The following is a 23,545-nucleotide window of genomic DNA, read 5'->3' as shown; positions in this document are numbered from 1 at the left end:
TTCCAATGACTAATGACTAATTGATGTTGGGTTTCGTTTCTCTTCACTACTTTTTACACTGATCAGTGAATTAATAATCGATCAATCTTTCGCTTTTACTAATCAAGTCTGAGAACTACTGGTCACTGGTCACTGGTCACTGGTCACTGATTATTGTTGGGTTTCGTTTCTCTCCACCCAACCTACATTTTTGTCCTTTGTTCTTGGTTTTCCAATGACTAATGACCAATAACTAATTGATGTTGGTTTCGTTTCTCTTCACTACTTTTTACACTGATCAGTGAATTAATAATCGATCAATCTTTCGCTTTTACTAATCAAGTCTGAGAACTACTGGTCACTGGTCACTGGTCACTGGTCACTGATTATTGTTTGGTTTCGTTTCTCTCCACCCAACCTACTTTCTTTTGCGGTTAATTATTAATGGGATCAAGCCAGCGCAAAACTTCTTTTTTTAATTGGGTAATATCGCTATAAAATTGTTGTTTAACCCATTGTCCAAAGGCATCTAAGACAGAAAAATTATTGCCAGGTTGCCAATTCCATTCTTTAGGGTTAACTGGGGTTAAATGATTTCCAGAGAGTTGTAAGTAAGAAACTAAGTGGGGATGACGTTCTTCTAAAATGGGTTTTAATTCTTGGGTTTGATCGATCGTGTCGTTTTGGAAGCGAATTAAAAGTGTCCTCGTTTTTTTATAATCGTTTCTAACTAAATCATAAGTTCGTTCTGGTGAGGGAGTAAATTCTAGATCAAACTCAACTAAACTGTTGAGTTGTTCCACAAAAGGAACGGCTTGTCTGGCGGGATAATTATTGTAAGAAATTAAAAGGTTTCCCGATCGATTTACGTCATATAAACTATTAATCAATAGGTGCAATTTACAACCCATACTGTGTCCTAAACCATAAATGGGAAGGTAGCGCCGAAATAATCCTAAGCGTTGATAGGCTGTCTCGAAGCGGTTTAAAGCCCGTTGGGCGATCGCGCTATGATTCAAGTCGTTAATAAAGGGCGTGGCAATAATGCCATAGCCTTCCGCTGCCAAAGCCTCTAATAGCCAACTGTAAGTCACTTGTGGAGCAGTGGCAACAAACGCACCGCCCAAAAAATGAATCAACGCTTTTGGCTGTGATGGTAATAAAACTGAATTTCCCGCAACCTCTTCCCAATTCATCATCTTTAGAAAAATCGCTCACATAATTGCCTTATTAATGTTAACTTTTATGAAAGCAACCTTGCACCGAATGACTTATGTTAGAACTTTATCAATTTGAACTCTCTCAATATAGCGAAAAAGTCCGTTTTCTCCTTGATTATAAGGGATTAGAATATCGTAAAATTGAAGTTACTCCAGGCATGGGACAAGTGGAAGTTTATCAGATGTCGGGACAGCGACAAGTGCCAGTTCTCAAGGATGGTGAAACGGTAATTCCTGATTCCACTGACATTGCGATGTATTTAGAAAGAAATTACCCAGAACGTCCTTTGCTTCCTACCGCTTCCCGTGAAAAAGGGTTAACCTTACTGATGGAAGAATGGGCAGATGAATCGATCGGGTTAAAGAGTCGGAAAGCCTTTATTGGGGCATTAAATCGCAATGAGGCGCTTCGCACTGCGGTTTTACCCTCAGATACTCCTGATTTTGTGAAAAGCATTGTTAGTGGAATTCCATCAGATTTATTAGATGCGTTAGGAACTGGTGTTGGAATTGGTGGTGAGGCTCTAAAAGCGATCGAGGGTAGCCTAAAACAAGATTTAGAAGCGTTGTGTTTAATTTTGCAGGAACAACCCTATCTCACTGGCGCAACGCCCACATTAGCCGATTTTAGCGTGGCGAGTCTCAGTTTATTACTGAAGTTTCCAGAAAAATCCTACATGGATATTCCTGATCAACTCGCGGGAAAAGCCTTACCTGGAATTGGCGATAATCCCGCGTTTGAACCCTTCTTTAGTTGGCGCGATCGATTATACAGTGAGTATCGTCAAGCAACTGTTTCCACCACTACCAGTAGTAGTAGTGGTAATGCCCCAAGCTCGATCGAAATTGAATAAACCCCAGTAAAAGGTAGGTTGGGTAGAGACGTTCCATGGAACGTCTGTACACGAAACCCAACACTAATCAGTGACCAGTTAAGCAGTGACCAGTGACCAGTAGTTCTCAAACTTGATTAGTAAAAGCGAAAGATTGATCGATTATTAATTCACTGCTTACTGATCACTGATCACTGATCACTGATCACTGTAATAGACTGTGAATTAAAGCATTGCAATGGATAAATTACAAACCCCTCATAGTGCCTATCATTGGGCAGGAGAAACCGATCGATTTTTTGAAGGTTGGTATTACCGCGTCACACTTCCCGAAATTAACCAAACCTTCGCGTTTATGTACTCCATTGATGATCCAGCAGGGGGAACCGCTTACAGTGGCGGGGCGGCGCAAATTTTAGGGCCTGACGATCGCTATTTTTGGCGCACCTTTCCCAAGGTTAAGGGATTTTGGGCAGATTATCAGCGTTTAGGATTAGGACATTGGCAAAAACGACCTTTAGGCAGTTTTCCGCGACAATTAACCCCGAATCAATTTAACCAACAAATTGAGGAAGGATATCAAGCAACGGCAACCCTTAATCAAGGGAAATTACATGATCCAACAACAGGGGAAACCGTTTCTTGGGAATATGAAATTCAACCAATTTATGGCTGGGGTGATCCCAACCGTCCCCAAAAAGCAACGGCGGGATGGTTATCGTTTCTGCCTTTGTTTGAACCGGGTTGGCAAATTTTAATCGCCCATGGACGGGCGACAGGATATATTCAATGGCAAGGAAAAACTTATCAGTTTACCAACGCACCAGCCTACAGTGAGAAAAATTGGGGACGTGCTTTCCCAGCGAAGTGGTTTTGGTTAAATTGTAATGCCTTCATTGATGAACCTGATCTCGCGTTAACCGCAGGTGGAGGAAGACGAGAGGTTTTAGGGTTAGGGGAAGAGGTGGCGTTGATTTGTTTCCATTATCAAGGAAAGTTTTATGAATTTGTGCCTTGGCATGCCGAAGTTTCTTGGGAAATTCAACCTTGGGGAGAATGGAAAATGACTGCCATTGGTGCAGAATTAAAGGCGGAAATTGTGGGTCAAACTGACCGTGAAGGGACACTTTTACGAGCGCCAACAGAAACAGGATTAGAGTTTTGTTGTCGGGATACAATGCAGGGTCAGGTTGATCTAAAATTATCTAACCGTAGTGGTGAAATGATTTTTGAAGCCTCCAGTCAGAACTGCGGTTTAGAAGTGGGAGGTATTCCCTGGTCTGGAAGTTGGCGTAATTCTAGTTAATGTTTCTTCCTAGCGCGATCGCAATTATAAGCATAAACATGAAATCAAAACCTCTGTCCAAGTTTTCTTTAGCCCTCCTAATGACAACAACCGCTTTCATCGGTAGTTGTTCGCAGTTAAATTTAAATCAATCTCAACCCCCTTCCGAGTCCTCTCCAGATACCCCTGAGTCTGCGCCGAGTCCGAATCTTGATTCTAATTTAGAGTCATCTTCTCGCCCTTTAGAACGAACACCAGAAGATACCAATTTTGTCACCAAAGTTGTGGATGAAGTGAGTCCCGCGGTGGTGCGCGTCAATGTGAAACGGGTGGTGGATACCAATGTTCCTGAGTTCTTTAATAGTCCTTTTTTTGAACGCTTTTTTGGTGATTCCATTCCCACGCCACCTCAGCAACGGGTTCAGCAAGGGTTAGGATCAGGATTTATTGTTAGTAGTGATGGACAGATTTTAACCAATGCTCATGTTGTTGATAAAGCGGATCAAGTGGCGGTGGTGTTACGAGATGGGCGTACCTTTGACGGTACAGTAGTGGGAGAAGACCCTTTAACCGATGTTGCGGTGATCCAAATTGATGCGGAAAATTTACCGACTGTGGCGTTAGGAAATTCAGATCAGGTACAGCCTGGACAGTGGGCGATCGCGATCGGGAATCCGTTAGGATTAAATGAAACGGTTACGGTCGGTGTGATTAGTGCCACAGGAAGACCAAGTTCTGCGATCGGAGTATCAGACAAACGAGTGGAATTTATCCAGACTGATGCGGCGATCAATCCTGGCAATTCTGGGGGACCGCTTTTAAATGCGAGGGGAGAAGTGATTGCCATTAATACAGCAATTATCGGTAAAGCAGAAGGATTAGGGTTTGCTGTTCCCATCAATACAGGGAAAAGAGTGGCGCAAGAAATCATGGAAACAGGAGAAGTTCAATATCCCTATATTGGCATTCGCATGGTGACATTGACTCCAGAAGTAAAACAGCGATTAGAACAACTCCCGCAACAGAATTTTACAATCACTGCCGATTCTGGGGTGTTAATTGTGGAAACGGTTGATGGTTCTCCTGCTAGCAAGTCGAGATTAAGACCAGGGGATGTAATTCTAGCGATTAATGGGGAAACAGTGGAACAATCAGAGGAAGTACAACGCCTTGTGGAACAGCAAAGTGTGGGAGATCAAATTACCGTTACCATTGAACGTAATGGAGAAACCGAAGAGATTACGGTGGAGTTAGAGCGTCTTCCTGTGGAAAATTAGGTTGGGTGGCAACCGATTATTGTTGGGTTTCGTGTAGAGACGTTCCATGGAACGTCTCTACACAATGACTGATTGTTGTTGGGTTTCGTCTTCTCCACCGAACCTACAGGTTAACTGATTGTTGTTGGGTTTCGTCTTCTCCACCGAACCTACAGGTTAACTCTCTGCTTCTGTTCCGATTAAACAGGTGTCTTTGAAATTTGCTCCTTCGAGGTTGGCTCGTTCTAATTCGGCACATAAAAGATTAGCACCTTCTAAATCAACCCCAGCAAGGTTCGCTCCCCGTAAGTCTGCTTCTTCCAAGTTGGCATTACTGAAGTCTGCTCCTTGTAGCTGTGCTTCTGACAAGTTTGCTCCTTTTAAATTTGCTCCTTGAAAGTTCACCCCTCTTAAATCACTACTGCGTAAGTCTCCCCCTTGCAGGTTAGCTTCGCTGAGATTAGCCCCACTGAGAAACGCTCCTCCTAAACTCACCCGTGATAAGTTTGCTCCCATTAAGTTTGCTCCTCGCAGGTTGCTTCCCCGTAAGTCTGTTCCTTCTAGGTTTCCCTGCGTCAGGTTAACTCCCACTAAACTCCCTCGAACATCGGCGGCGTTTAAGTTTCCTCCCAAGAGGTTAGCGCCGTCGAGGTGAGCCGACTGAAGGTTGGCGTGGGATAAATCCACCCCCACCAGATTTGCACCACTAAGATTAACTTTTTCGAGGTGGGCTTTGGTAAGGATTTCGTCTTCGAGATCAGCCCCAGCGAGTGCTTGAATTTTTCCGCTTCGTATTGCTTCTATATCCATTCTTGTTGATGAGTTTTGATTATTGATTGGTGATTAATTGTTCATTATCTTGATTATCTAATAGCCACATTCCAGCGGCGATTTTGGGTTGAGCGGTTTCGAGGGTCATTCCTTGTTGTAATCCCATGACTAATAATCCCAATGCTTCCACTAATTTGGGATCAAAACGGGTGTTTGCTTGTTCTTGACATTCCGAATAGGCTTGGTTGAGAGTGGTTTCTTGATCGAGGCTTTTTTCATTCATGCGAAGTTCATTAACCCGATGTTGAAAATAACTCACAATGCTCAATATCCGAGACTCTAGAGGAATCTGATCATGAGCAAGTTGTCCTGGTTTACCGCTACCATCCCAGTTTTCAGTTTGATGGGTAATCAACCGCGCGATCGCGCTCATTTGTGGCATTGCCCGTAATGCTTCCACACTGGGAATTAAATCACAAGCAGGAGCGGTTTTGTGATCTTCCTCTTTTTCGGCGGTACTCCCCAAAGTAGCAACCAGACGATGTAATAAACTCGCTAATCGTAACCGTTTCTGTTGCCAAGCAGGAATATCTAAAACTTGTCCCATGGTTTCAGCAAGGGCGGTAACTTCGGCGGCTGCCATGGGGTTATTGATATCCGCTTGATCAATCAGTTGCGCCATACGGAGAAACGCTTGCATCTCGTTGGAGAGTAAATTATCATCCAAGTCTTGAGATTGTGGTAAATAGGAGTTTTGCTGATCGATGCTGGCTTGCTCTTGGTTAAGAAGTTCCGCTTGGGAATCTTGGAGATAATCCACCACTTGCGACACCACTACCCCTGTATTTTCTGTTTCCACTTTGCCAAATTGTTCTGTGATCTCGGTAAAGTGTTGTTGAAGCTCTTTTTCTAGAGGGGAATTATAGTTTCCAATATGGTTAATGGCGAGTTGTATGGTTTCTTGTACTAACTTCGGTTCAAACGTCCAAAACCCGTAAAACTTCCGTTCTAAATCATGTTTAGGCTGTCCATTCCTGCCATAATCTTTTTCTGATAACTCCTGACAAAGCACCATCGCCGTATAACTAGGGGAACAAATCATCAAATGCCATTCTTGCGCTACGGAATCAGTTGCTGCGTCTAAACTCACCAAATCAACGTTATCCCGTTTACCGGTGGGATGTTCATGGAAACTACTATCTGGCGCTGCCATAATTGCAATTTTTCGCGCTTGATTGGCAATTTCTCCATAGCGATCGGCTTCTTCTAGATACCATTTTCCCTGTTGAAAGGCGCTGATTACTAGAGGAGAACTTTTGGTATTGAGGATAAAATCTTCTAAAGCATGACATAAAGCCACGAGAGTATTTTTATAATAAACACCTAAATTTAAGGGTCGATCGGTTCCTTGATGCGCGGTATAAAGTTTCTGTAAAATTGAGCCTTCTAACATATCTTTTATTAATCTTTTATTTGTTAGTTATTAGGGGAATTTATCTAGCAATTCTAAATCTTATGTACTCCTCTGATTCCCCCCTTGCGAAGGGGGGTTAGGGGGGATTAACCGTTCCCTAAAATAAGTGGTTACTGATTGCTGGTTACGGGTAATTTCTCATGGCTAACTGAACCTGACATCGGCGCATTGAGAGCGTCTTCAAGATCAGCGCGACCAAAACGTTGTTCTAAAATTGCCATGACTTCTCGCCCGAAATCATTGGGATTATTTTCCCAAGCCTGAAGACAAACTTCTCCAAATAAACTCCCTAATGGCTCAGGATTCCATAACAGTTTTTTCGCTGTCCAAGGCATTAAACTCATGGGATTATAATCAGGTTTTAAAATGTCGTTTTCTAGGGCATATTCTTCTAAATGGGTATGCGGTTGTAACCCAATAAAGAAGATCGCTGGCTCGACTTTATCTACACCAAAAACTTCTTCTAATGCTCGATGATAAGCGATCGTTTGACGGATGGTTTCAATGCGTTCATCTAACACATTAAAAGAATAATTCACCGACACTAATTCGTTATAACCCGCTGCTCTTAAATCCCGACAGTTTTGGAGAACCACGCGCAAATTGTAGCCCATTCGCATTTTACGAACTAATTCTTGAGAACCGCTACTAATGCCGATTTCAAAATAGTTCATTCCCGTTTTAACCATTAAATCGCACAATTCAGGGGTTAAATTATCGGCGCGAATATAAGCAGCCCAATGGATGTCATTCATTCCTGAATCATAGATTTTTTGTAAAAGCTCGATCGCATCTGGAATGTATTTTTTCGCGGGAATAAATTGAGCATCAGTAAACCAAAAATTACGAATCCCTCGATTGTAAAGTTGACGCATTTCTGCTACAACTTCATCAGCAGGATTCACGCGCACTTGTTTTCCTTCTACTACTGTATAAATGCAGTAGTAACAATTATGAGGACAACCGCGCTTAGTTTGAATGCCGAGATAAAAGTCGTTTTCTTGAAGATAATACTTAAATTCAGGCCACATCCGCTCAATATAATCGTAATCACAAGCGGTTTTTTCCAGAGGCGTTGGTGCTTCGTGAATCATGTTATCGCGGGGTTGAGTTTCTCCCACCACATAACAGCGTTCATTTTGGAAGTTTTCCCCTCGTAAGAGTTTTTCTAACAGCAGTTCTCCTTCTCCTACGGAAACAATTGTTCCTTCAGGAAGTTTATCTTCTAGTTGTTCATAAAAAACGCTCACTGCGCCGCCACCAATGATCGATCGCGCTTGGGGATTATATTTTTTTGCCCGTTTTAAGCCTCGTTTAATTAACCCTAAATTGCGCCAAAGTTCTCCGTAGTAAGCGGCGGTGACTCGCATTCCACCTAAAGCCCCATGTAGTTTTTTCAGAGGGTTTTTTGCATAGTAAAATTCAAAGGCATATTGTAAGGGGTTTCCTCCTCTCCCCCCAACAGGTGCATAAATTTGGATGTCACGCCATGAGAAGACTAAAAGGGTGGGTTGATATTCATCAACACACTTTTCTAGGGAAGCGCCAAAATCAAGAGGAGCAACCGTTCCCATGTCAAAGATGCGCTGCTCAATTTCAGGGAAAAGTTTGTGAATATGATCCGCTAGATAGACGACACCAATGGGAAAAATCGGGTTACACGGTAGCCGAACATACAGAATTTTTTGTGTCATAGTCTTTTTCGGAGATGGTTCAGTTTGAACGCTAGGGGTTGGCAGTTCTTGGGAAAATCATCAAAACTTTAACGAACTGTCAAGGAAAACGCTCTCATTATTTTCATATATCTTAACGTAGCCTTAGCGGAATTGCTGATGAGTAAGGGAGATGGGGGAGATAGGGGAGACAAGGGAGATGGGGGAGATGGGGAGATGGGGGAGATGGGGGAGATGGGGGAGATGGGGGAGATGTTAAAATTGTTGAAGTTAAATTGAGTCGTTTGTATTAGGCTTAACAACAAGTGGGGATCAGTAAGTGTTAGTTTAGATGTGTGAAGTTAAGTAAATAATACTAACCGTTTGTCATGGCTCAAATCCTTGATCCCGTCCCTAATACTCCCTCCGATCCGATCGTTTGCTGTTACTTAAATGCCACCAGTTCCATCCAAGTGATACGGATTACTAATCTGGAAAACTGGTATTTTGAGCGTGTTGTTTTTCCAGGACAACATTTAATGTTTGAGGCGTTACCAGAAGGAATCCTAGAAGTCCACACAGGAATGATGGCGAGTGCAATTCTATCTGATCAGATTCCCTGTTTTCGTTTAGCGGTAAAAGAAAAGGAAGCCGAAATTGATGTAGAACAAATTAAAAGTGAAAGCGCGATCGCAGTAGTTGCTTAATATGAAAAAATGGTCTAGCCCCCTAACCCCCAAGTTTGGGGGAATATTCCCTTAATGATTCCGAGAAAATTGTGCCATAAATTGTCGATCGATGCGGTCTTTCCAGTGCCAAAGTAGGGGAGAATGAAAACCAAAATTTCCCCAAGATGCGATCGCGCTTTTGTCTCCTGTTCCAATTAAACTCAGATAATGTTTCTGGGGATGATAGGGTTTTAAGGGTTTCCCTAAAATCGTGCGCTGTAGATTTTGAAATAAGGGTTTTCCCTGTCGCACCGCGAAGACTCCCGCTTTTGGACGAGGATGATTTTTAATCGTCGCTATATCTCCCGCCGCAAAAACAAAAGGATGAGAAACCGATTGTAAATACTCATTCACTAAGATAAATCCTCTCTCATCGATGGTTAAACCACTTTCTGCGATCCATTGCGGTGCGCTTGCTTGCGTCACCCAAAAGACAATATCCGTGTCTAAATTATATCCAGACTCACAGACGATTCGATCGGGAAATACTGCGTTTACAGCTTCTCCTAAGTGGAGTTTAATTCCTCGTTTTTGTAAGAGATTAGAAAGGTGTTTCCGTACCCATTTCCCCTGTTGCGGTAATAACTCCTTTCCCCGTTGAAATAAATGAATCGTAATTGAGTTACTATTTTTTTGTAATCTTTGCTGCATATTTAAGGCGAGTTCAACACCCCCCGCACCGCCGCCAACAATGGCGAGATTTCGAGATTGATTCGGGTTTGCTTCTACAGTGGCTAAAAATTGATACCAGTTTTCTAGGAAAATCGGAACAGGTTTCGCTGGAATCGCGTAATCTTTCGCACTTGGAATGCTAGTAATAGTCGGGGTTGAACCAATATCAAGAGAAACTTTATCGAAGGGAATTGGCGAACGATTGCGACACAAAATCTGTTTTTGCTTTAAGTCTAAACCAATCGCTTGATCCTGATAAAATTCCGCCGCTGCGAGTTTCGTTAAGCGACGCAAATCAATATGAGTTTCTTCATAAGAGTAAAGCCCTGCGACATGACCAGGTAACATTCCAGAATAGGGAGCTTGTTCGGTGTCACTAATCAATTTTAGATGAATTTGATTTATGTTGTGATCTTGCCACTTTTGTAGTAAAATAGCATGACTATGACCACCACCAATGAGAAGAATATCTTGGGACATATTAGTTTAATGAAGAATCAGGAATCAAGTAAGATGTCATTTCTATAGTTACATTTCGTAGGGTGGGCAAGGCAAACCCTACAGTCAATTTAGATTTTCTTACTGTAACTTGGCTTTTCAAAAATGGTATAAGATGTCATTTCTATAGCAATTTCAAATGAATCGTAAATTGTTTTTGCCCCCCAATCCTCACCTTCGCTCCGGCCCAAGTTTGGGGGGCTTCCATGAGTAAACTTTTTACATAAGATTTAGAACTGCTATAGCAATCCTAAATGAATCGTAAATTGTTTTTGCCCCCCAACCCCCCAAGTTTGGGGGGCTTCCATGAGTAAACTTTTTACATAAAATTTAGAACTGCTATATACCTGAATCGATCCTGAGAAAAGATGATTTATGAATGAGAAACAAAAAGTTAACTGTGCGGTTGCTTTAGGAAGTAATTTAGGAGATTGTCAAGAAACACTCAAACAAGCAATTTTGCAGTTAGAAAAAGTCCCAGAAATTACGATCGATGCGGTTTCTAGTTGGTATGAAACACGCCCGATCGGTCCGAGCCAACCCAATTATATCAACGGATGTATTTTATTAACAACGAACTTGTCTCCTTTTGAACTATTGGACATTTTATTAACAACTGAAACCAATTTTGGGCGAGTTCGTCAAGAACGTTGGGGCGCACGAACGCTTGATTTAGATTTAATTTTGTATGGAGATTTAGTCTTAGATACTCCCCGATTAAAACTTCCTCATCCTCGGATGAGAGAACGAGAGTTTGTGTTAGTTCCTTTAGCAGAAATTGCGTCGCATTGGATTGATCCGATAACAAAAAACTCGATCGCGCAACTCAAAAATAAGATAGACTGTTCTGGTATTTTGCAAAAACTCTAATTAAAAATCAATCAATTCTTATGTTCAATAATGATCCGTCTCCTCAATTGCTCAAAGAACGTCTTCATTACGCAGGACGTAAATTTAGTTTTGAAGTCAGTTATTTACGTCTCCCCAATGGTGTAGAAGGGGAATGGGAATGTATTCGTCATCCTGGGGGATCATTAGCCGTTCCCGTTACCCCTGAAGGAAAATTAATTTTAGTGGATCAATATCGGATTCCCCTTAAACAAAGATTATTAGAATTTCCCGCGGGAACAGTAGAAGCATACGAAGAACCCGCAGAAACCATTAAACGGGAATTGGAAGAAGAAACGGGATATCATGGGAACAAATGGCAAGATTTAGGTAAGTTTCCCTTAGCGCCAGGTTATTCGGATGAATACATTTATGTTTTTTTAGCAACGGAACTCGAAAAACTAGAAAATCCACCCGAACAAGATGAAGATGAAGACATTACAATTGTTCTTTATACTCCTGAAGAATTAGAACAATTAATTCACAGTGGAGAGAATAAACTGGATGCAAAAACCATTACTAGCTATTATCTCGCTCGTCCGTTTTTATGATTCTTCTTCCTCATTCTCTTCGTCTTCCATTGCTTGCATTGCTAACAATATTTCTTCTTCTTGTTCGTCGTATTCTTCCTCAGAAATCTCTCCTAAATCTAGAGATAGCTGTAGGCTTAAGAGTCGTTTATTGAGGTTTTCCTTACTATCTAATTCTTGGTCGGCTCGTTCTAAAATTTGTTCTCCTAACCAAGTAATTCCCTCGATCGGTCCGGTGATGGGTAGTAATAAAAGTTTGAAGACCATTGTTAATTATTCTCGTAATTCGACAAAATTATAAGGCGGTGTAAAATTGTTATAGCGGATTTTTAGGCGCGGTGAAAACTCAGCATCGATCGCTTCTAATTGTTCCCCAAAATCGGATTCAGCATCCCAATTAATCAGAAAAGCCGTGTTATAAATCATGGTTTCAGTTAACACATCATTCTCTTTAATTTCAAAAGCAAAGGGAATCAAAACCTCTTCAAAACGAGAAATAATATCTTGTTTTCGTCCCTCCATTTCTTGTTCTAAAGCCTGTCCAATTTGGATAACTTCATCCATGCTTAATTGTTTCCCTTCTAGATTATCTCGTCTTGCTTTTAAGGCGGGATTTTCTTCTAAAAGAGCGTTCAATTCAGCATTGGTTTCCCAATAAATTTTGAGGCTAACTTCTCGTTTTCCTTCTAATTTTTCCAGAAAAAAATGTAGGCTTTCTGCTTGATGTTGTAACAAATCTTGAACCACTGTTTCCCAGTCTGGAACAATTAAACCAAATTGTAACGGAAGCAACGTCCGCGATCCGTTTTCCATCGCTTCTTCTAATACTTTGGTATGAGTAATTAGGTTACGACGACTGGCTAAATAACGGGATTGTTGCGCTTCTGAATAAAGAAAAGTAAACCCTTCTACCGTATGGGAAAAAATCGGTTGTTTGTCTAAGCCTTGGGTTTCAATTGTTTTCGGTCCAGGTGGGGGAAAAATACCATATAAATAAAAACCTTCCGTCATTTTGTTATCCGTTATTTGTGATTGTCTCAGGGGAATGGGAGGATTAATTGTTAATCGGTTGTGAGGTTAAAACCAGATGGAGTTTCGCTTGAATTAAATTCAGTTGAGCGATCCCTAGATCGAGATTACCATCAATTACGACTCCTGTATGAAGAACTCGATCGAGTAATTCTAAAATCGAAGGTTGATCCGAGGTTTCTCCTGGATAATATCCCCCCTCTTTCGGTAACAACGTTCCCAACTCTCCCAAGTGAACATTGAGATCGGCGGGATCAACGTCGAAAATTTCACATAAACGGAGGATTTCCTCTTCTAAACGTTGTAAACTTTCTCCCGCTCGATCGAGTTCTGCTTCCGTTAATAACTCGGCATCCATGCGCCGAATCACTTGTGCTTCCATCAACTGACGGATTAATTCGGTGACCGTTAACAACAAAGGAGCTAATCCCGCATCAGAATTAGAACTGGCGGGATTGAGATCAACTCGACTGAGGTTGCTTTCTTCTTCAGACATTTAATTGTTTCTTCTTCACGACTTTCTCGACACTTCACGGAGGTATTTCTTGCGATAGTTAATATAGTTAGTCTGCCATTCCTGAAAGCGACGTTCACCATCACGAACGAGCATTTGGCGGTATTTTTCCGAGGGAATAAATGTTTTTTCTTGACTCATGGTTTCCTTTTATACTCCAAAATTAGCGTAATCCTATTGTAAGCTACGTTGATCGGATTCTCCTAAAGAAGACTGATCGAGGTTGGTTTCTCCCTTCAAACGACGTAACTCTGCTTCCATATTTTCTAACCGTGATTGTAACGCTTGATTTTCTTCCTTCATCAGATGCGCTTGACTGGAAAGATAAGGATCACTTTCCCACCAGTTAATTCCGATTTCTCTCGCCCTATCTACCGACGAAATTAAAAGACGAATCCGAATCGTTAAGAGTTCGGTTGAACCCACAGAAACGCTAATGTCTCCCGCGATGACAATTCCTTTATCTAAGACTCGCTCTAAAATATCAGCAAGACTAGAAGATTGAGTGCTATTGGTGATTCCTTTGGACTGATAAGATTTGGGTTGATTGGTGTTAGAGTTAACCACGCTATTTTTACCTAATATGTGCAAAGAATGTCGCCACTACAACTGTAATTTAATTGGGGAATCAAACAAATTAAGAAATAGCAAAGTCCGCGATTTTACGGCGTTCTGGAGTCTTAAAGGCGAGAACAATTTGCTGGGGAGAGATTCCCTGTTTAACCAGTTCGTTGGCGATTCCTTCTTCTGTTCCGTCTTGTTGTATCCAAATTTTGTTATTAATGATCTCAATGTGAATGAGGTTGCCATAGATTCGGCGATCGTTTTGCCATCCCATTTCTACTAAGAGATAATGGGTTTTGTCTTTGTCTATAATCAGTTCAATGTTGCTATCGGGGTCGTTTCCGAGAAATTCAATATAGTCTCTTAAAACGTTCGTTACTGCTTTTTCAAGATCTTCGTGGCTTAAGTTATCCATCTAAACACCTCCTCTTTTGTTGTATCAAAAGTTAACAATCGCAGAATTTGATCTTCTAGTAAAACTTGCCCAGCTTCCTCTTCAAAAACTGATTTTATAACATTTTTAGGAACGGCTAAATATAACTTTCTTTCGGGTTCATATCGGGCTAATAGACGCTCGTATAAAACAAATTGACCAATCGCTTCCTCTAAATCTTTCATCTCTGATGCGCTACGAAAACTTTTAATTTCAACTGCAATTTTATCCGCACCTTTCTCCGCTGCAATTAGTTTCTGAGGAGGGGGATGAGGTGTCGTTTTGTCCTTCTACAATCACTGATGGCGCATTTCTGTCTTCTTCTTCCACAAATAACTCTAGATCATTTTCCTAGAAGAGTTGTTCTAAAAGTGCGGCTGATTCTTCTGGAGACAGACTACAACGAGAGGAAAGGATATCATAGCAAATGTCACGAAAGCCTTCATCGCTGGTTTGGACGGGGATTTCATGTTGATGACAGACTTGTGCAATCATTAAACAAGAACGCAAACCAGAGGAATTTTTCACCGCTGCTCGATCGCGGAATTGACGAACAAAATTAACAATCTTTTCTCCGTCATTGGCGTTAATCCCTACTTTTTGGGTGATAATCTCCTGTTGCGTCTCTAAGTCGGGTTCAGGTACATTAATCGTCACGACTCGATCGAGCAATGCGTCTTGTGTACCATGAACCCCCCAGTATTCTTCAGGATTCGAGGTAAAAATGGCGCGAAAATTGGGACTCACCCGTACATATTCCGATCGATTACTATCTGGGGGAAGCACCAATAGCTTTTCTTCCAAAGCGGATAAAAGTACATTATTCACTTCTGGAGGAGAGCGATTAAACTCATCATAAACGAGCGTAAACCCTTCTCGACACGCCATTGTTAAACGAGAATCCACCCATTGTTGGCGTAACTCGTCTTCTTCTTTCACGACGCTATGAATGTAGTTATCAACGACTTTTTTTCGCGTGTAACCCGTATTACTGCCAATTAAATCGGTGCTTTTAAATTCATCATCCCCATATAACAGCATAATCGGACGATTCAGTAAATCCGCTAAGTGCATGGCGAGAGTCGTTTTACCTGTTCCCGCCGGACCCCGTAGATGAATCGAAAAACCAGATTGGAGATAACGCCAAGCGCGACCACTGATGCGATCGATGGTTGGCGTAGAAACAAAACCTTTCGGACGAGCGTGTAAAACTGTTGTCATCGGTAATCCGTGCTTTTAATGTTAAGTGACAAAGGGAGTATTCTCTTCAACCTCCAAGAAGTCGCTCTCGGTTTCTCCCCACACATCAGAGGGAGTATTCTCTTCAACCTTCAAGGAGTCGCTCTCGGTTTCTCCCCACACATCAACGGTGAGTTGACGACGGAAGTTGAAGAGAGCTTCTCGCTGTTGTTGAGCATTCGCCGTGCGGGTTTCTTCTAAGTTAATCAGAAGTTTCTCCACTTGTGCCATGAGGTTAGCAGAAAAAGCATTTAAGTCTTCTCGCAGTTGCGCGGCGGTTTGCTGTTGTTGTTCCTGAGTTTCTTGTCGCCAGTTCCCAACGCTGGTTTCTAATTGTTCGTGGAATTGTGCCAGTTGATTTTTTAACTCGATCGCCAGTGCTTTTTGTTGTTGAGAAACCCTGACGCGCTCTTGATTGGCTTCTTGTAACAGCGCGGCGGTATTATTTTCTAAATCAGTAATCAACTGGGTTAATTCCTGTTCTAGCTTTTGCGCCATTTGTTCACGAGTGGTTCTCGTTCTCTCTAAAAATCCTGCTGTGTCATTGGCGAGATTGTTGTAAAATTGCCGTAGTTCTGATTGTAACTGTTGAGTGGCGGCTAAACGAGCTTCATATTGAGCTTGTAATTCTTTTTGAATGCTCGATCGAGCCTCCTCAATCTCTGTTTTTCGCGCACTGATTTCCCTTTGACGTTCTCTTGCTTGTTCGTTCCACTGTTCCCGTAAAGATACCATTACCTAACTCCTTAAACTTCTTTAACCTCACAATCGGGAAACCCAAGATTAGTTAGTCTTGAGTCTCCCAAAAACGAACGATCACTCAGACAGACAGAGCGTTTATTCTGCAGGAACTGCCGCCGAAGACGTTAAACCTACTGCTTCTGCATATTTCAGATAGGTTTCAACGGAAGCAATAACCACACGCGCTTCTACTGCGAGTAATTCAATTCCCACGAGGGAAACTCTCACCCACAGGTCAACCACGACCCCTTTATCTAAAATCCGATCGACCACTTCTCCTAAGCTGGAGGAAGAGTTAGTTTTTTCAACAGCCATAATTTTTCTCCTTGAATAATAACGACAACTTAATCATAGAAAAGCAAGATGTCACTCGTTATGAATTTCGTATAAAATTCACTCCTCACTTACTAACTTTCCCATTAACCTGCCATATATTAGCTTTTCTCTTTATTCCTGTCAATACCTTTGATTTTTTTTTCTTCACGACTTTCCCGACACTTCGCGGAGGTATTTCTTGCGATAGTTAATATAGTTAGTCTGCCATTCCTGAAAACGAAGTTCACCATCACGAACGAGCATTTGGCGATATTTTTCCGAGGGAATAAATGTTTTTTCTTGACTCATGGTTTCCTTTTATACTCCAAAATACCGAGTTTTCTAATTTGCGCCACTTGTAAGCGCACTGATTTCGGGACTACCTTTAGTTTAAAGACATGACGGTAACTCGGAGCAATTAAACTATTGTGACAGTTAATTGAGGTGCGTTGAATTTCTCGCGTGCTATACGGTGCTTTTTGCAAAGAAACCTTAGCGTTTCCCAGACGATTTAAAGATTTAAGATAACGACTCTGAGGGATCGCTCTTGGTGTAATGATATCTCGAACGGTGCGCGGTGGGGTCATAAATTTTGATGTTAATTTGATTTTCCTAGATATTTTTTTACCTAATATGTGCAAAGAATGTCGCCACTACAACTGTTCACTTGCTTTGAGTAATTAATCTATACTTTTTATTGTAAATTAAAACGTTCTGAAAGTTCTTTTACTGCAACTTCTAAACTTGGTAAAGACTGTGCGATCGCGTCCCAAACTTGTTCTAAATCAATTCCGCTTAAATAATCATGAACTAATATGTTTCTCAAGCCTGATCAACCTCGCCAGTCCACATTTGGAGCTTCTGCTTTTAACTCATCAGAAAGACGTTGTGTTGACTCAGCCATTGTTTGTAATCGTCGCAAAACAGCGTCTTGTATTAAAGAGCTACTCATAAACGTTTCTCTGTCATTATTGGTGTAATTCTGAATGTATTTAATACATTCTAAGATATGAGCTAAATAAGCGCGATCGCGTTCCAGACTCATAAACGTTTCGCCTCAGCTAATACCTGTTCTCGAATGAAAGGACTTAACCCTTGTTCAGTAACAATATCAACTTTGCAACCTAATAACTCCTCCCAATCCATAAGTAAACCTCCTGGAAACCAAGAACTGGTTTTAGCGCGATCATAATCAATCAACAAGTCAATATCACTATTTTTTGTGTCCTCTTGTCGTACCACAGAACCAAATACTCGAACATTAAATGCTCCATGTTTGGAAGCAATTTTAATGATTTCGTCTCGCTTCTCCTGTAATAATTCTATTAGTGGCATTATTATTTCTCACCTATCTAATCAATCAGACTTAATTTCCTCAACCAATACTGTGATATTAATCATGGGCTGGCATGATGATTACACTTCTTCTTGATTACGATACAACCACGACGGAAGATTCTTCGTTTCTGAGGAGGGGGATGAGGTGTCGTTTTGTCCTTCTACAATCACTGATGGCGCATTTCTGTCTTCTTCTTCCACAAATAACTCTAGATCATTTTCCTAAGCGACAAAGGGAGTATTCTCTTCAACCTTCAAAGAGTCGCTCTCGGTTTCTCCCCACACATCAGCGGTGAGTTGACGACGGAAGTTGAAGAGAGCTTCTCGCTGTTGTTGAGCATTCGCCGTGCGGGTTTCTTCTAAGTTAATCAGTTGTTCCTGAGTTTCTTGTCGCCAGTTCCCAACGCTGGTTTCTAATTGTTCGTGGAATTGTGCCAGTTGATTTTTTAACTCGATCGCCAGTGCTTTTTGTTGTTGAGCAACCCTGACGCGCTCTTGATTTGCTTCTTGTAACAGCGCGACGGTTTCTGTTTTTCGCGCACTGATTTCCCTTTGACGTTCTCTTGCTTGTTCGTTCCACTGTTCCCGTAAAGATACCATCACCTAACTCCTTAAACTTCTTTAACCTCACAATCGGGAAACCCAAGATTAGTTAGTCTTGAGTCTCCCAAAAACGAACGATCACTCAGACAGACAGAGCGTTTATTCTGCAGGAACTGCCGCCGAAGACGTTAAACCTACTGCTTCTGCATATTTCAGATAGGTTTCAACGGAAGCAATAACCACACGCGCTTCTACTGCGAGTAATTCAATTCCCACGAGGGAAACTCGCACCCACAGGTCAACCACGACCCCTTTATCTAAAATCCGATCGACCACTTCTCCTAAGCTGGAGGAAGAGTTAGTTTTTTCAACAGCCATGATCTTTCTCCTTAAATAATAATGACGATCTGATCATAAAAAGGCAATGGGCTACTCGTATAAAATTCACTCCTCACCCACCAACCTTCCTACTCATCCGCCATATCTTAGCTTTTTTTATTATTCCTGTCAATACATTTTTTATTAATCTTACCCGTTTTATCTTGAGTTGATCTTAATTTTAAAGAGAAACTATGTTAGGGCTTGAGTCAAGAAAACTGAAAGTTTTACCAAATAAGGATTTGAGGCGATTCAGTTCAGATAAAAATGCAAGTTCATTGATTGTTCAATCGTCACACACCTTGCATGCAAGCCTCTTGCCTTTTGCCTTTTGCCTCTTGCCTTTTGCCTCTTGCCTTTTGCCTTTTGCCTCTTGCCTTTTGCCTCTTGCCTTTTGCCTCTTGCCTTTTGCCTCTTGCCTTTTGCCTTACTTAGCCAACCAATGGACTTTTCAGCAACCCCTATGTTAAACTCTTGAGCTATCAGTCACGTTTGTTACAATTATTAGTTACCAAAGCGTTATCAACTCCGAAAAAACACTGATCCTGATTGTCTCTTCTTGAGTATGTTATACACCTATTGTTTAATTGCTTCGTCTCCATCAGCGTTATCTTTACCGTCAGGCTTTCGAGGCGAATTACAATTAATTAAACAAGGCGCGATCGCGGCGATTGTCGAGGCGGAACTTCCCTTAGAAGAATTAGAGGAAAACGATCAAAAATTAATCCAAGCTGTGATTCACCATGATGCCGTGATTTGTGAAATTTTCCAACAAATACCCCTCCTTCCTTTAAGATTTGGGACTTATTTTCCCACGGAAAAAGATTTATTAGAACACCTTGATTTTAAGGCGGAAAAGTATCAGAAAAAATTACAAGAAATTCAAGATAAAGTCGAATTAACTCTCAAATTAACACCGCTTCCTTTTTCGACAGAAAACGCCTCACCGATGGAGAAACAAGGCAAGAATTACTTAAAAGCAAAAAAACAACGGTATCAAGAACAAACCAACTATCAAAGCCAGCAACAAGCAGAATTAAATCAGTTACAAACCCAAATCAATCAAGACTATCCTCAATTCATTCATGGCGAACCAAAAGAAAATATAGAACGCTTTTACTTACTAATTAAGGAAAGAGATCGATCGGTTTTTTCTGAACAACTGGAACAATGGAAAAAAGACTTTCCCACGTGGACAATTGAAGTGAGTGATCCTCTCCCTCCCTATCATTTTATTGAGTAATATCGTTCCATCAGTGCTAATATCAATTGTAGGGTGGGCAATGCCCACCCTACTCCACGTCCATGGAACGTCTCCACGCAAAACCCAACAACAATCAGTTACCAGTTAAACCGAAAGTCGGTAAAATTAATGATGAGTCGTTAATCTTTCCTGATGCCAAGACGTTTTACAAGAAAACTGTTTTTCCCACTTATTATCCATTTCGTATAAGTCTTTTAAGGCCCCTTCTAAATCCTCAGTGAGGCGTTGAGCGCTGGTTTTCACCGTATCTACGGGATAATCCGCAACATCCAACGGACAACCCACTTTCACTTTCACTTTTGTTCCCCAGTTCGGATAGGCTTGGGAGTAATGGATGCTGATGGGAACAATTTTGACACTTTCCTTGACTTCACGTTGTGACTGTGCTTTTAAGGCAATGCGACCAATGCCACCTTTCAGAGGTTGTACAGGTTGCTGTCGATAAATATCTCCCTCTGGGAAAATCACTAACATTTCCCCTTGCGATAAAACCTTGATACTCTCGCGAATGGTACTCAGTGCTGGATGCTGTGGATCAACGGGGAAACCGCCCATACGAGAAATAAACCAACCTTGTAACCCTCGCATCTCGTTTTCTGACACCAGATAACGCAAGTCTCGTCCAGTTTGCCAACGTCCTGCGGTGTAGGGGATAATCAGTGCATCCCAACGAGAACGATGGGTGGGCGCAAGAATCACAGGTCCGATGCGCGGAATGTTCTCCCGTCCCGCAATTTCTAGTTTGCCAAAATAACTGGGGAGTAGCAGGTAACAACCTAAAGGATAAACCAGACAACTCAGCCAAGGAGAAACTTTTGCATTGGTCATGGGTCAAAGATGGGAAGGGGGTCTCTATGATTTACAATAAATTAACTTTTGCTTCATTTCTGGCTCTAACAGGACAGTTATTCTGTTGTCACGGTAGCCAGAAAGGGGAGAGTCCTGATATTGGCAACTCTTCTAGTTGTGGTTTTTGGTTGGGGTCTTTGGTGAGAGTGGGGGTGGGAACTAATAGCCATAACCGACTACCAATAATTGCTTCCCCAGAGTCACTGCGTAAAGTTTTAACTGTTGTTTCTGAGGTTTCCCTTACTGTCATAATTTGATCGAAAAGTAATGCTAACCCGTCGGGAGAAAGACTCATTTTTACGTCTCTATATTCGGGAAGGGTGAGTAATGGGGTTACGGCGGCGGTTTCTAGGTTAATACTGACAAGATAGGGTTTTTCTTGATATTGTTCCCCTTCTATCAGTTCCGTTAGTAAACAGTATATGTGAGTAACTGTTGGATTAAATTCACAGCTTAAAATTGAACCATTGGTATTAAGAAGATTTTTTTCAACGTTTCGGTTGGTGACGAGGTAAAGGGAACGGATATATTGTTTCTCTGTGTCTTGGGTATTAAAGTTGACCATGGCGGCGGCCGTTCCGTCTGGGGAAAAGGTTAAAACTTGACCATATTGCGGCAGAAAGTTAGAAGGATTACTGTCTTTTTCTAGGGAAATTAAGGCGACTCCTTGACCTTGGGCGATGGCGACGGTTTTACTATCAGGAGGGATGATAAAGTCGCCTCCAGTCGCGGTTTCTAGTTTTTGTGGTGAGGCTTGATTTTCGATTACCCATAAGCTAATTTCTCCCAGTCCAGATGCTTCTTTTTTGCCACGTCGCACGACAATTTTTTCGCCGTCTGGTGACAGTTCAAATTCTAAAATTTGATAGGTTTTATTGTCTAAAATTAGTTCGATTTTTCCGCTTGGGTTTTCTGTTTTGTTGATTCCTGTGGTGACGGTGTAGAGTTTTTGATCGAGCTTTCCTTGTTCCCAATTTTCTCTTGATGTGCCGCCAAATAAGATTTTAGATCGATCGGGATAACTGAAAAATCGGTTAACAACTAGACGAGGAGGAGTGAGAATTGTTTTCTCTTGTTGCGTTAAGTTATACAGGATTAATCTTCCTTTTTCCTCGCCATTTACTCCAATATAAACAAAGGCTCGATCGCGCGTTCTAAAGGTTTCTTGAAAGGGCTTAATTTCGCTTCCTAATGTTTCTTTTGCGCCCAAAATACTGATTTTATATTCTGTCCCATAGGGAGCAGGATTGTCTAAAGTGTAAGCCATTCGTTTCCCAGACCAACTAATTTTTCCTGGTAATTGTGGCTCAATTTTTAAGTTATTTTCTACGCTTTCTCGATTCATGGGACGGCTAAAGTTTAAAATAAATCCTCGGTCTTCGGCGCTAATTTTTTGACCTTCCCAACTAAATTCTCTCACGTTTGCTTTTGCTTTAAACCAGCAGTCTGTTCCGCAGACTTTTTCGCTTAAAAGTAATCCCATTAAGACGAAACTTAGCAGAATAATTACAGTAATGGCGGCGCGATCGATGGGTTTTAATTTGTGACTAATAGCCATAAGGATTCTTCGGAGTCGGAATTTCTGTTAGTTTTTTGGCGTTGATGACTAATTGCCGTTCTGAGGGAACTTCTTGATAAAATTCTTCTGCTAAATCTAGGGTTTCTGTGATCATTTCTCCTTCGATTTCTAACCATGTATCAGGCGGATAATTTTGAGTTTGATCAGCTTCTATTTTAACAGGAATGGCAACGGGATAAGCATCGATCGCGCAACAAGTGATAATAAATTGTGCAATTAAAAAGTAATTTTCGGGGAGATTCTCTTTTTTAATCACAAACCCTTTCACTTTCACTGCTTCTCCTTGATATTCATCGGGTTCGGGATAAGCATTAATGGTTTTAACCCAATCAATTAACGATCGATCTTCGGGATTCACATTTACTCGAAACCTCTCAGGTTGGCTTTGAGTTAAAGGAAGAGACTCTCTAATTCCTCGTTGTAAAGCGATTTCGCTTCCGAACACAGTGGGAGGAATTAATAACCCTAAAATGGCTGTACTGAGAAGAAAAAATGTACTCCATCCAACGGGAAAAAGTGTAACGTGCTGTACAATTTGTTCGCCACCCTTTCTAAAGGTTTGTTTTCGTTTTTTATAAACTTGAAACAGCTTGACTAATCCAATGCTGAATAAAATGATACCAGTGACAACCACTAACCCAATATAGTTGGGATGAATTAATAATCTGATTTGACCAGTTAACCAATACTTAAACAACAATATTCCCCAAGCCAGAAATGTCAATGTATCTAAACTGGGGAGAATTAAGGAATGAAAGGTGTAAGACGATATTCGATTAAAAATACGCATTTTCCCTATTGGTTATTGGTTATGGGGATGGCAATCTCTAGATAATTGATGTTGGGTTAAGTGCCTGTAAAAAATTATTTACGCATATAGCATATAGTAATCCGAAATGATATCGGAAAAATTTGATTCATGGAAGCCCCCAGTATTGGCCGGAGCGCAGTGAGGATTTGGGGGCAACAAAGA

29 protein-coding genes and 3 pseudogenes are annotated in these 23,545 nt (G+C 41.3%); 7 read left to right on the top strand and 25 right to left on the bottom strand.

Annotated features, from left to right (window positions below):
• Window positions 1-413: 413 nt before the first annotated feature.
• Window positions 414-1,175 carry a DUF1350 family protein gene (locus DACSA_RS07120; protein ID WP_041235745.1) on the bottom strand — a complete coding sequence of 254 codons (762 nt, stop codon included), beginning with the start codon at window positions 1,173-1,175 and terminating at the stop codon, window positions 414-416.
• 77 nt (window positions 1,176-1,252) lie between these two features.
• Here DACSA_RS07120 and DACSA_RS07115 point away from each other — a divergent pair, with 77 nt between their 5' ends.
• The 3 genes from DACSA_RS07115 to DACSA_RS07105 all read left to right on the top strand — a co-directional run bounded on the left by DACSA_RS07115 (window position 1,253) and on the right by DACSA_RS07105 (window position 4,594).
• Window positions 1,253-2,053: a glutathione S-transferase gene (locus DACSA_RS07115; protein ID WP_015229101.1), complete on the top strand. Its 801-nt coding sequence runs from the start codon at window positions 1,253-1,255 to the stop codon at window positions 2,051-2,053.
• A 217-nt stretch (window positions 2,054-2,270) separates the two neighbouring features.
• Entirely contained in the window at window positions 2,271-3,338 is a 1,068-nt protein-coding gene (locus tag DACSA_RS07110; protein ID WP_015229100.1) for a tocopherol cyclase family protein, read from the top strand.
• 38 nt (window positions 3,339-3,376) lie between these two features.
• Window positions 3,377-4,594 (top strand): HhoA/HhoB/HtrA family serine endopeptidase, encoded by a 1,218-nt coding sequence (locus tag DACSA_RS07105; protein WP_198007651.1) that lies wholly within the window; start codon window positions 3,377-3,379, stop codon window positions 4,592-4,594.
• A gap of 156 nt (window positions 4,595-4,750) precedes the next feature.
• On the opposite strand, the gene DACSA_RS07100 is transcribed toward DACSA_RS07105, so the two are convergent.
• From DACSA_RS07100 to DACSA_RS07090, 3 genes are all read right to left on the bottom strand, one after another.
• Window positions 4,751-5,383 carry a pentapeptide repeat-containing protein gene (locus DACSA_RS07100; protein ID WP_015229098.1) on the bottom strand — a complete coding sequence of 211 codons (633 nt, stop codon included), beginning with the start codon at window positions 5,381-5,383 and terminating at the stop codon, window positions 4,751-4,753.
• A 19-nt stretch (window positions 5,384-5,402) separates the two neighbouring features.
• Window positions 5,403-6,797, bottom strand: a complete 1,395-nt coding sequence (locus DACSA_RS07095) for a DICT sensory domain-containing protein (RefSeq protein WP_015229097.1) — start codon at window positions 6,795-6,797, stop codon at window positions 5,403-5,405.
• A 131-nt stretch (window positions 6,798-6,928) separates the two neighbouring features.
• Window positions 6,929-8,512: a photosystem II high light acclimation radical SAM protein gene (locus DACSA_RS07090; protein ID WP_015229096.1), complete on the bottom strand. Its 1,584-nt coding sequence runs from the start codon at window positions 8,510-8,512 to the stop codon at window positions 6,929-6,931.
• 347 nt (window positions 8,513-8,859) lie between these two features.
• Between DACSA_RS07090 and DACSA_RS07085 the strand changes: the two genes are divergently transcribed.
• Window positions 8,860-9,177 carry a DUF1830 domain-containing protein gene (locus tag DACSA_RS07085; RefSeq protein WP_015229094.1) on the top strand — a complete coding sequence of 106 codons (318 nt, stop codon included), beginning with the start codon at window positions 8,860-8,862 and terminating at the stop codon, window positions 9,175-9,177.
• Between the two features lie 51 nt (window positions 9,178-9,228).
• Here DACSA_RS07085 and DACSA_RS07080 read toward each other — a convergent pair whose 3' ends face one another.
• Window positions 9,229-10,350: an FAD-dependent oxidoreductase gene (locus tag DACSA_RS07080; RefSeq protein WP_015229093.1), complete on the bottom strand. Its 1,122-nt coding sequence runs from the start codon at window positions 10,348-10,350 to the stop codon at window positions 9,229-9,231.
• A gap of 393 nt (window positions 10,351-10,743) precedes the next feature.
• Between DACSA_RS07080 and folK the strand changes: the two genes are divergently transcribed.
• Both folK and DACSA_RS07070 read left to right on the top strand, forming a co-directional pair.
• Complete coding sequence (folK, locus tag DACSA_RS07075) at window positions 10,744-11,238, top strand: 2-amino-4-hydroxy-6-hydroxymethyldihydropteridine diphosphokinase (RefSeq protein ID WP_015229092.1); 495 nt, start codon at window positions 10,744-10,746, stop codon at window positions 11,236-11,238.
• Between the two features lie 20 nt (window positions 11,239-11,258).
• The gene (locus tag DACSA_RS07070; protein ID WP_015229091.1) at window positions 11,259-11,807 is read left to right on the top strand and encodes an NUDIX hydrolase; all 549 of its coding nucleotides are present in this window, start codon (window positions 11,259-11,261) and stop codon (window positions 11,805-11,807) included.
• Here the strand turns inward: DACSA_RS07070 and DACSA_RS07065 are convergent.
• The 17 genes and pseudogenes from DACSA_RS07065 to gvpA (DACSA_RS07000) all read right to left on the bottom strand — a co-directional run bounded on the left by DACSA_RS07065 (window position 11,802) and on the right by gvpA (DACSA_RS07000) (window position 18,880).
• Window positions 11,802-12,053, bottom strand: coding sequence for a gas vesicle protein GvpG (locus tag DACSA_RS07065; RefSeq protein WP_015229090.1), 252 nt, complete (start codon window positions 12,051-12,053; stop codon window positions 11,802-11,804). The genes DACSA_RS07070 and DACSA_RS07065 overlap by 6 nt on opposite strands.
• A 6-nt stretch (window positions 12,054-12,059) precedes the next feature.
• Window positions 12,060-12,797, bottom strand: a complete 738-nt coding sequence (gvpF, locus tag DACSA_RS07060) for a gas vesicle protein GvpF (RefSeq protein WP_015229089.1) — start codon at window positions 12,795-12,797, stop codon at window positions 12,060-12,062.
• Between the two features lie 43 nt (window positions 12,798-12,840).
• Window positions 12,841-13,311 (bottom strand): gas vesicle protein K, encoded by a 471-nt coding sequence (locus DACSA_RS07055; protein WP_015229088.1) that lies wholly within the window; start codon window positions 13,309-13,311, stop codon window positions 12,841-12,843.
• A gap of 15 nt (window positions 13,312-13,326) precedes the next feature.
• Window positions 13,327-13,470 carry a hypothetical protein gene (locus tag DACSA_RS21390; protein WP_015229087.1) on the bottom strand — a complete coding sequence of 48 codons (144 nt, stop codon included), beginning with the start codon at window positions 13,468-13,470 and terminating at the stop codon, window positions 13,327-13,329.
• 33 nt (window positions 13,471-13,503) lie between these two features.
• Window positions 13,504-13,896 (bottom strand): gas vesicle protein, encoded by a 393-nt coding sequence (locus DACSA_RS07050; protein WP_015229086.1) that lies wholly within the window; start codon window positions 13,894-13,896, stop codon window positions 13,504-13,506.
• 70 nt (window positions 13,897-13,966) lie between these two features.
• Window positions 13,967-14,308, bottom strand: coding sequence for a XisI protein (locus DACSA_RS07045; RefSeq protein ID WP_015229085.1), 342 nt, complete (start codon window positions 14,306-14,308; stop codon window positions 13,967-13,969).
• Window positions 14,296-14,586 (bottom strand): annotated as a pseudogene (locus DACSA_RS07040) (element excision factor XisH family protein); the annotation flags it as partial. The gene DACSA_RS07045 and the pseudogene DACSA_RS07040, both read right to left, overlap by 13 nt.
• Before the next feature lie 94 nt (window positions 14,587-14,680).
• Window positions 14,681-15,547 (bottom strand): annotated as a pseudogene (gene gvpN / locus DACSA_RS07035) (gas vesicle protein GvpN); the annotation flags it as partial.
• Window positions 15,548-15,568: 21 nt separating this feature from the next.
• Window positions 15,569-16,300, bottom strand: coding sequence for a hypothetical protein (locus DACSA_RS07030; RefSeq protein ID WP_015229083.1), 732 nt, complete (start codon window positions 16,298-16,300; stop codon window positions 15,569-15,571).
• 102 nt (window positions 16,301-16,402) lie between these two features.
• Complete coding sequence (gene gvpA, locus DACSA_RS07025) at window positions 16,403-16,621, bottom strand: gas vesicle structural protein GvpA (RefSeq protein WP_015229078.1); 219 nt, start codon at window positions 16,619-16,621, stop codon at window positions 16,403-16,405.
• Between the two features lie 165 nt (window positions 16,622-16,786).
• Window positions 16,787-16,930 (bottom strand): hypothetical protein, encoded by a 144-nt coding sequence (locus DACSA_RS21385; RefSeq protein ID WP_015229082.1) that lies wholly within the window; start codon window positions 16,928-16,930, stop codon window positions 16,787-16,789.
• A complete protein-coding gene (locus DACSA_RS07020; RefSeq protein ID WP_015229081.1) occupies window positions 16,927-17,208 on the bottom strand; it encodes a hypothetical protein in 282 nt (93 codons plus the stop codon). Before DACSA_RS07020 ends, DACSA_RS21385 begins: the two co-directional genes overlap by 4 nt.
• A 107-nt stretch (window positions 17,209-17,315) precedes the next feature.
• Window positions 17,316-17,660 (bottom strand): annotated as a pseudogene (locus DACSA_RS23025) (HepT-like ribonuclease domain-containing protein).
• A gap of 2 nt (window positions 17,661-17,662) precedes the next feature.
• Complete coding sequence (locus DACSA_RS07010; protein WP_015229080.1) at window positions 17,663-17,956, bottom strand: nucleotidyltransferase family protein; 294 nt, start codon at window positions 17,954-17,956, stop codon at window positions 17,663-17,665.
• A gap of 81 nt (window positions 17,957-18,037) precedes the next feature.
• Window positions 18,038-18,160: a hypothetical protein gene (locus DACSA_RS22480; protein WP_269544715.1), complete on the bottom strand. Its 123-nt coding sequence runs from the start codon at window positions 18,158-18,160 to the stop codon at window positions 18,038-18,040.
• Between the two features lie 21 nt (window positions 18,161-18,181).
• Window positions 18,182-18,559 (bottom strand): hypothetical protein, encoded by a 378-nt coding sequence (locus tag DACSA_RS07005; protein WP_015229079.1) that lies wholly within the window; start codon window positions 18,557-18,559, stop codon window positions 18,182-18,184.
• Between the two features lie 102 nt (window positions 18,560-18,661).
• Entirely contained in the window at window positions 18,662-18,880 is a 219-nt protein-coding gene (gvpA, locus tag DACSA_RS07000) for a gas vesicle structural protein GvpA (RefSeq protein ID WP_015229078.1), read from the bottom strand.
• A 565-nt stretch (window positions 18,881-19,445) separates the two neighbouring features.
• Here gvpA (DACSA_RS07000) and DACSA_RS06995 point away from each other — a divergent pair.
• On the top strand, window positions 19,446-20,123 hold the full coding sequence (locus DACSA_RS06995) for a GvpL/GvpF family gas vesicle protein (protein ID WP_015229077.1): 678 nt from the start codon (window positions 19,446-19,448) through the stop codon (window positions 20,121-20,123).
• A 126-nt stretch (window positions 20,124-20,249) separates the two neighbouring features.
• Here DACSA_RS06995 and DACSA_RS06990 read toward each other — a convergent pair whose 3' ends face one another.
• From DACSA_RS06990 to DACSA_RS06980, 3 genes are all read right to left on the bottom strand, one after another.
• Window positions 20,250-20,972 (bottom strand): lysophospholipid acyltransferase family protein, encoded by a 723-nt coding sequence (locus tag DACSA_RS06990; RefSeq protein WP_015229076.1) that lies wholly within the window; start codon window positions 20,970-20,972, stop codon window positions 20,250-20,252.
• 88 nt (window positions 20,973-21,060) lie between these two features.
• On the bottom strand, window positions 21,061-22,551 hold the full coding sequence (locus DACSA_RS06985; protein ID WP_015229075.1) for a hypothetical protein: 1,491 nt from the start codon (window positions 22,549-22,551) through the stop codon (window positions 21,061-21,063).
• Window positions 22,541-23,362 (bottom strand): TIGR03943 family putative permease subunit, encoded by an 822-nt coding sequence (locus DACSA_RS06980; RefSeq protein ID WP_015229074.1) that lies wholly within the window; start codon window positions 23,360-23,362, stop codon window positions 22,541-22,543. The genes DACSA_RS06985 and DACSA_RS06980 overlap by 11 nt, the downstream gene beginning before the upstream one ends.
• Between the last annotated feature and the right edge of the window lie 183 nt (window positions 23,363-23,545).

The organism is Dactylococcopsis salina PCC 8305 (genome assembly GCF_000317615.1).
GTDB classification, from domain to species: Bacteria; Cyanobacteriota; Cyanobacteriia; order Cyanobacteriales; family Rubidibacteraceae; genus Halothece; species Halothece salina.
Note: the sequence above shows the minus strand (reverse complement) of the source record. Positions and strands in the feature narration are given on the sequence as shown.

What these genes read in the sequence shown, in the direction of transcription:
- DACSA_RS07120 (WP_041235745.1), bottom strand. Translation starts at nt 1,175, where the DNA reads ATGAATTGGGAAGAGGTTGCGGGAAATTCAGTTTTATTACCATCACAG.
- DACSA_RS07115 (WP_015229101.1), top strand. Translation starts at nt 1,253, where the DNA reads ATGTTAGAACTTTATCAATTTGAACTCTCTCAATATAGCGAAAAAGTC.
- DACSA_RS07110 (WP_015229100.1), top strand. Translation starts at nt 2,271, where the DNA reads ATGGATAAATTACAAACCCCTCATAGTGCCTATCATTGGGCAGGAGAA.
- DACSA_RS07105 (WP_198007651.1), top strand. Translation starts at nt 3,377, where the DNA reads ATGAAATCAAAACCTCTGTCCAAGTTTTCTTTAGCCCTCCTAATGACA.
- DACSA_RS07100 (WP_015229098.1), bottom strand. Translation starts at nt 5,383, where the DNA reads ATGGATATAGAAGCAATACGAAGCGGAAAAATTCAAGCACTCGCTGGG.
- DACSA_RS07095 (WP_015229097.1), bottom strand. Translation starts at nt 6,797, where the DNA reads ATGTTAGAAGGCTCAATTTTACAGAAACTTTATACCGCGCATCAAGGA.
- DACSA_RS07090 (WP_015229096.1), bottom strand. Translation starts at nt 8,512, where the DNA reads ATGACACAAAAAATTCTGTATGTTCGGCTACCGTGTAACCCGATTTTT.
- DACSA_RS07085 (WP_015229094.1), top strand. Translation starts at nt 8,860, where the DNA reads ATGGCTCAAATCCTTGATCCCGTCCCTAATACTCCCTCCGATCCGATC.
- DACSA_RS07080 (WP_015229093.1), bottom strand. Translation starts at nt 10,350, where the DNA reads ATGTCCCAAGATATTCTTCTCATTGGTGGTGGTCATAGTCATGCTATT.
- folK (WP_015229092.1), top strand. Translation starts at nt 10,744, where the DNA reads ATGAATGAGAAACAAAAAGTTAACTGTGCGGTTGCTTTAGGAAGTAAT.
- DACSA_RS07070 (WP_015229091.1), top strand. Translation starts at nt 11,259, where the DNA reads ATGTTCAATAATGATCCGTCTCCTCAATTGCTCAAAGAACGTCTTCAT.
- DACSA_RS07065 (WP_015229090.1), bottom strand. Translation starts at nt 12,053, where the DNA reads ATGGTCTTCAAACTTTTATTACTACCCATCACCGGACCGATCGAGGGA.
- gvpF (WP_015229089.1), bottom strand. Translation starts at nt 12,797, where the DNA reads ATGACGGAAGGTTTTTATTTATATGGTATTTTTCCCCCACCTGGACCG.
- DACSA_RS07055 (WP_015229088.1), bottom strand. Translation starts at nt 13,311, where the DNA reads ATGTCTGAAGAAGAAAGCAACCTCAGTCGAGTTGATCTCAATCCCGCC.
- DACSA_RS21390 (WP_015229087.1), bottom strand. Translation starts at nt 13,470, where the DNA reads ATGAGTCAAGAAAAAACATTTATTCCCTCGGAAAAATACCGCCAAATG.
- DACSA_RS07045 (WP_015229085.1), bottom strand. Translation starts at nt 14,308, where the DNA reads ATGGATAACTTAAGCCACGAAGATCTTGAAAAAGCAGTAACGAACGTT.
- DACSA_RS07030 (WP_015229083.1), bottom strand. Translation starts at nt 16,300, where the DNA reads ATGGTATCTTTACGGGAACAGTGGAACGAACAAGCAAGAGAACGTCAA.
- gvpA (WP_015229078.1), bottom strand. Translation starts at nt 16,621, where the DNA reads ATGGCTGTTGAAAAAACTAACTCTTCCTCCAGCTTAGGAGAAGTGGTC.
- DACSA_RS21385 (WP_015229082.1), bottom strand. Translation starts at nt 16,930, where the DNA reads ATGAGTCAAGAAAAAACATTTATTCCCTCGGAAAAATATCGCCAAATG.
- DACSA_RS07020 (WP_015229081.1), bottom strand. Translation starts at nt 17,208, where the DNA reads ATGACCCCACCGCGCACCGTTCGAGATATCATTACACCAAGAGCGATC.
- DACSA_RS07010 (WP_015229080.1), bottom strand. Translation starts at nt 17,956, where the DNA reads ATGCCACTAATAGAATTATTACAGGAGAAGCGAGACGAAATCATTAAA.
- DACSA_RS07005 (WP_015229079.1), bottom strand. Translation starts at nt 18,559, where the DNA reads ATGGTATCTTTACGGGAACAGTGGAACGAACAAGCAAGAGAACGTCAA.
- gvpA (WP_015229078.1), bottom strand. Translation starts at nt 18,880, where the DNA reads ATGGCTGTTGAAAAAACTAACTCTTCCTCCAGCTTAGGAGAAGTGGTC.
- DACSA_RS06995 (WP_015229077.1), top strand. Translation starts at nt 19,446, where the DNA reads ATGTTATACACCTATTGTTTAATTGCTTCGTCTCCATCAGCGTTATCT.
- DACSA_RS06990 (WP_015229076.1), bottom strand. Translation starts at nt 20,972, where the DNA reads ATGACCAATGCAAAAGTTTCTCCTTGGCTGAGTTGTCTGGTTTATCCT.
- DACSA_RS06985 (WP_015229075.1), bottom strand. Translation starts at nt 22,551, where the DNA reads ATGGCTATTAGTCACAAATTAAAACCCATCGATCGCGCCGCCATTACT.
- DACSA_RS06980 (WP_015229074.1), bottom strand. Translation starts at nt 23,362, where the DNA reads ATGCGTATTTTTAATCGAATATCGTCTTACACCTTTCATTCCTTAATT.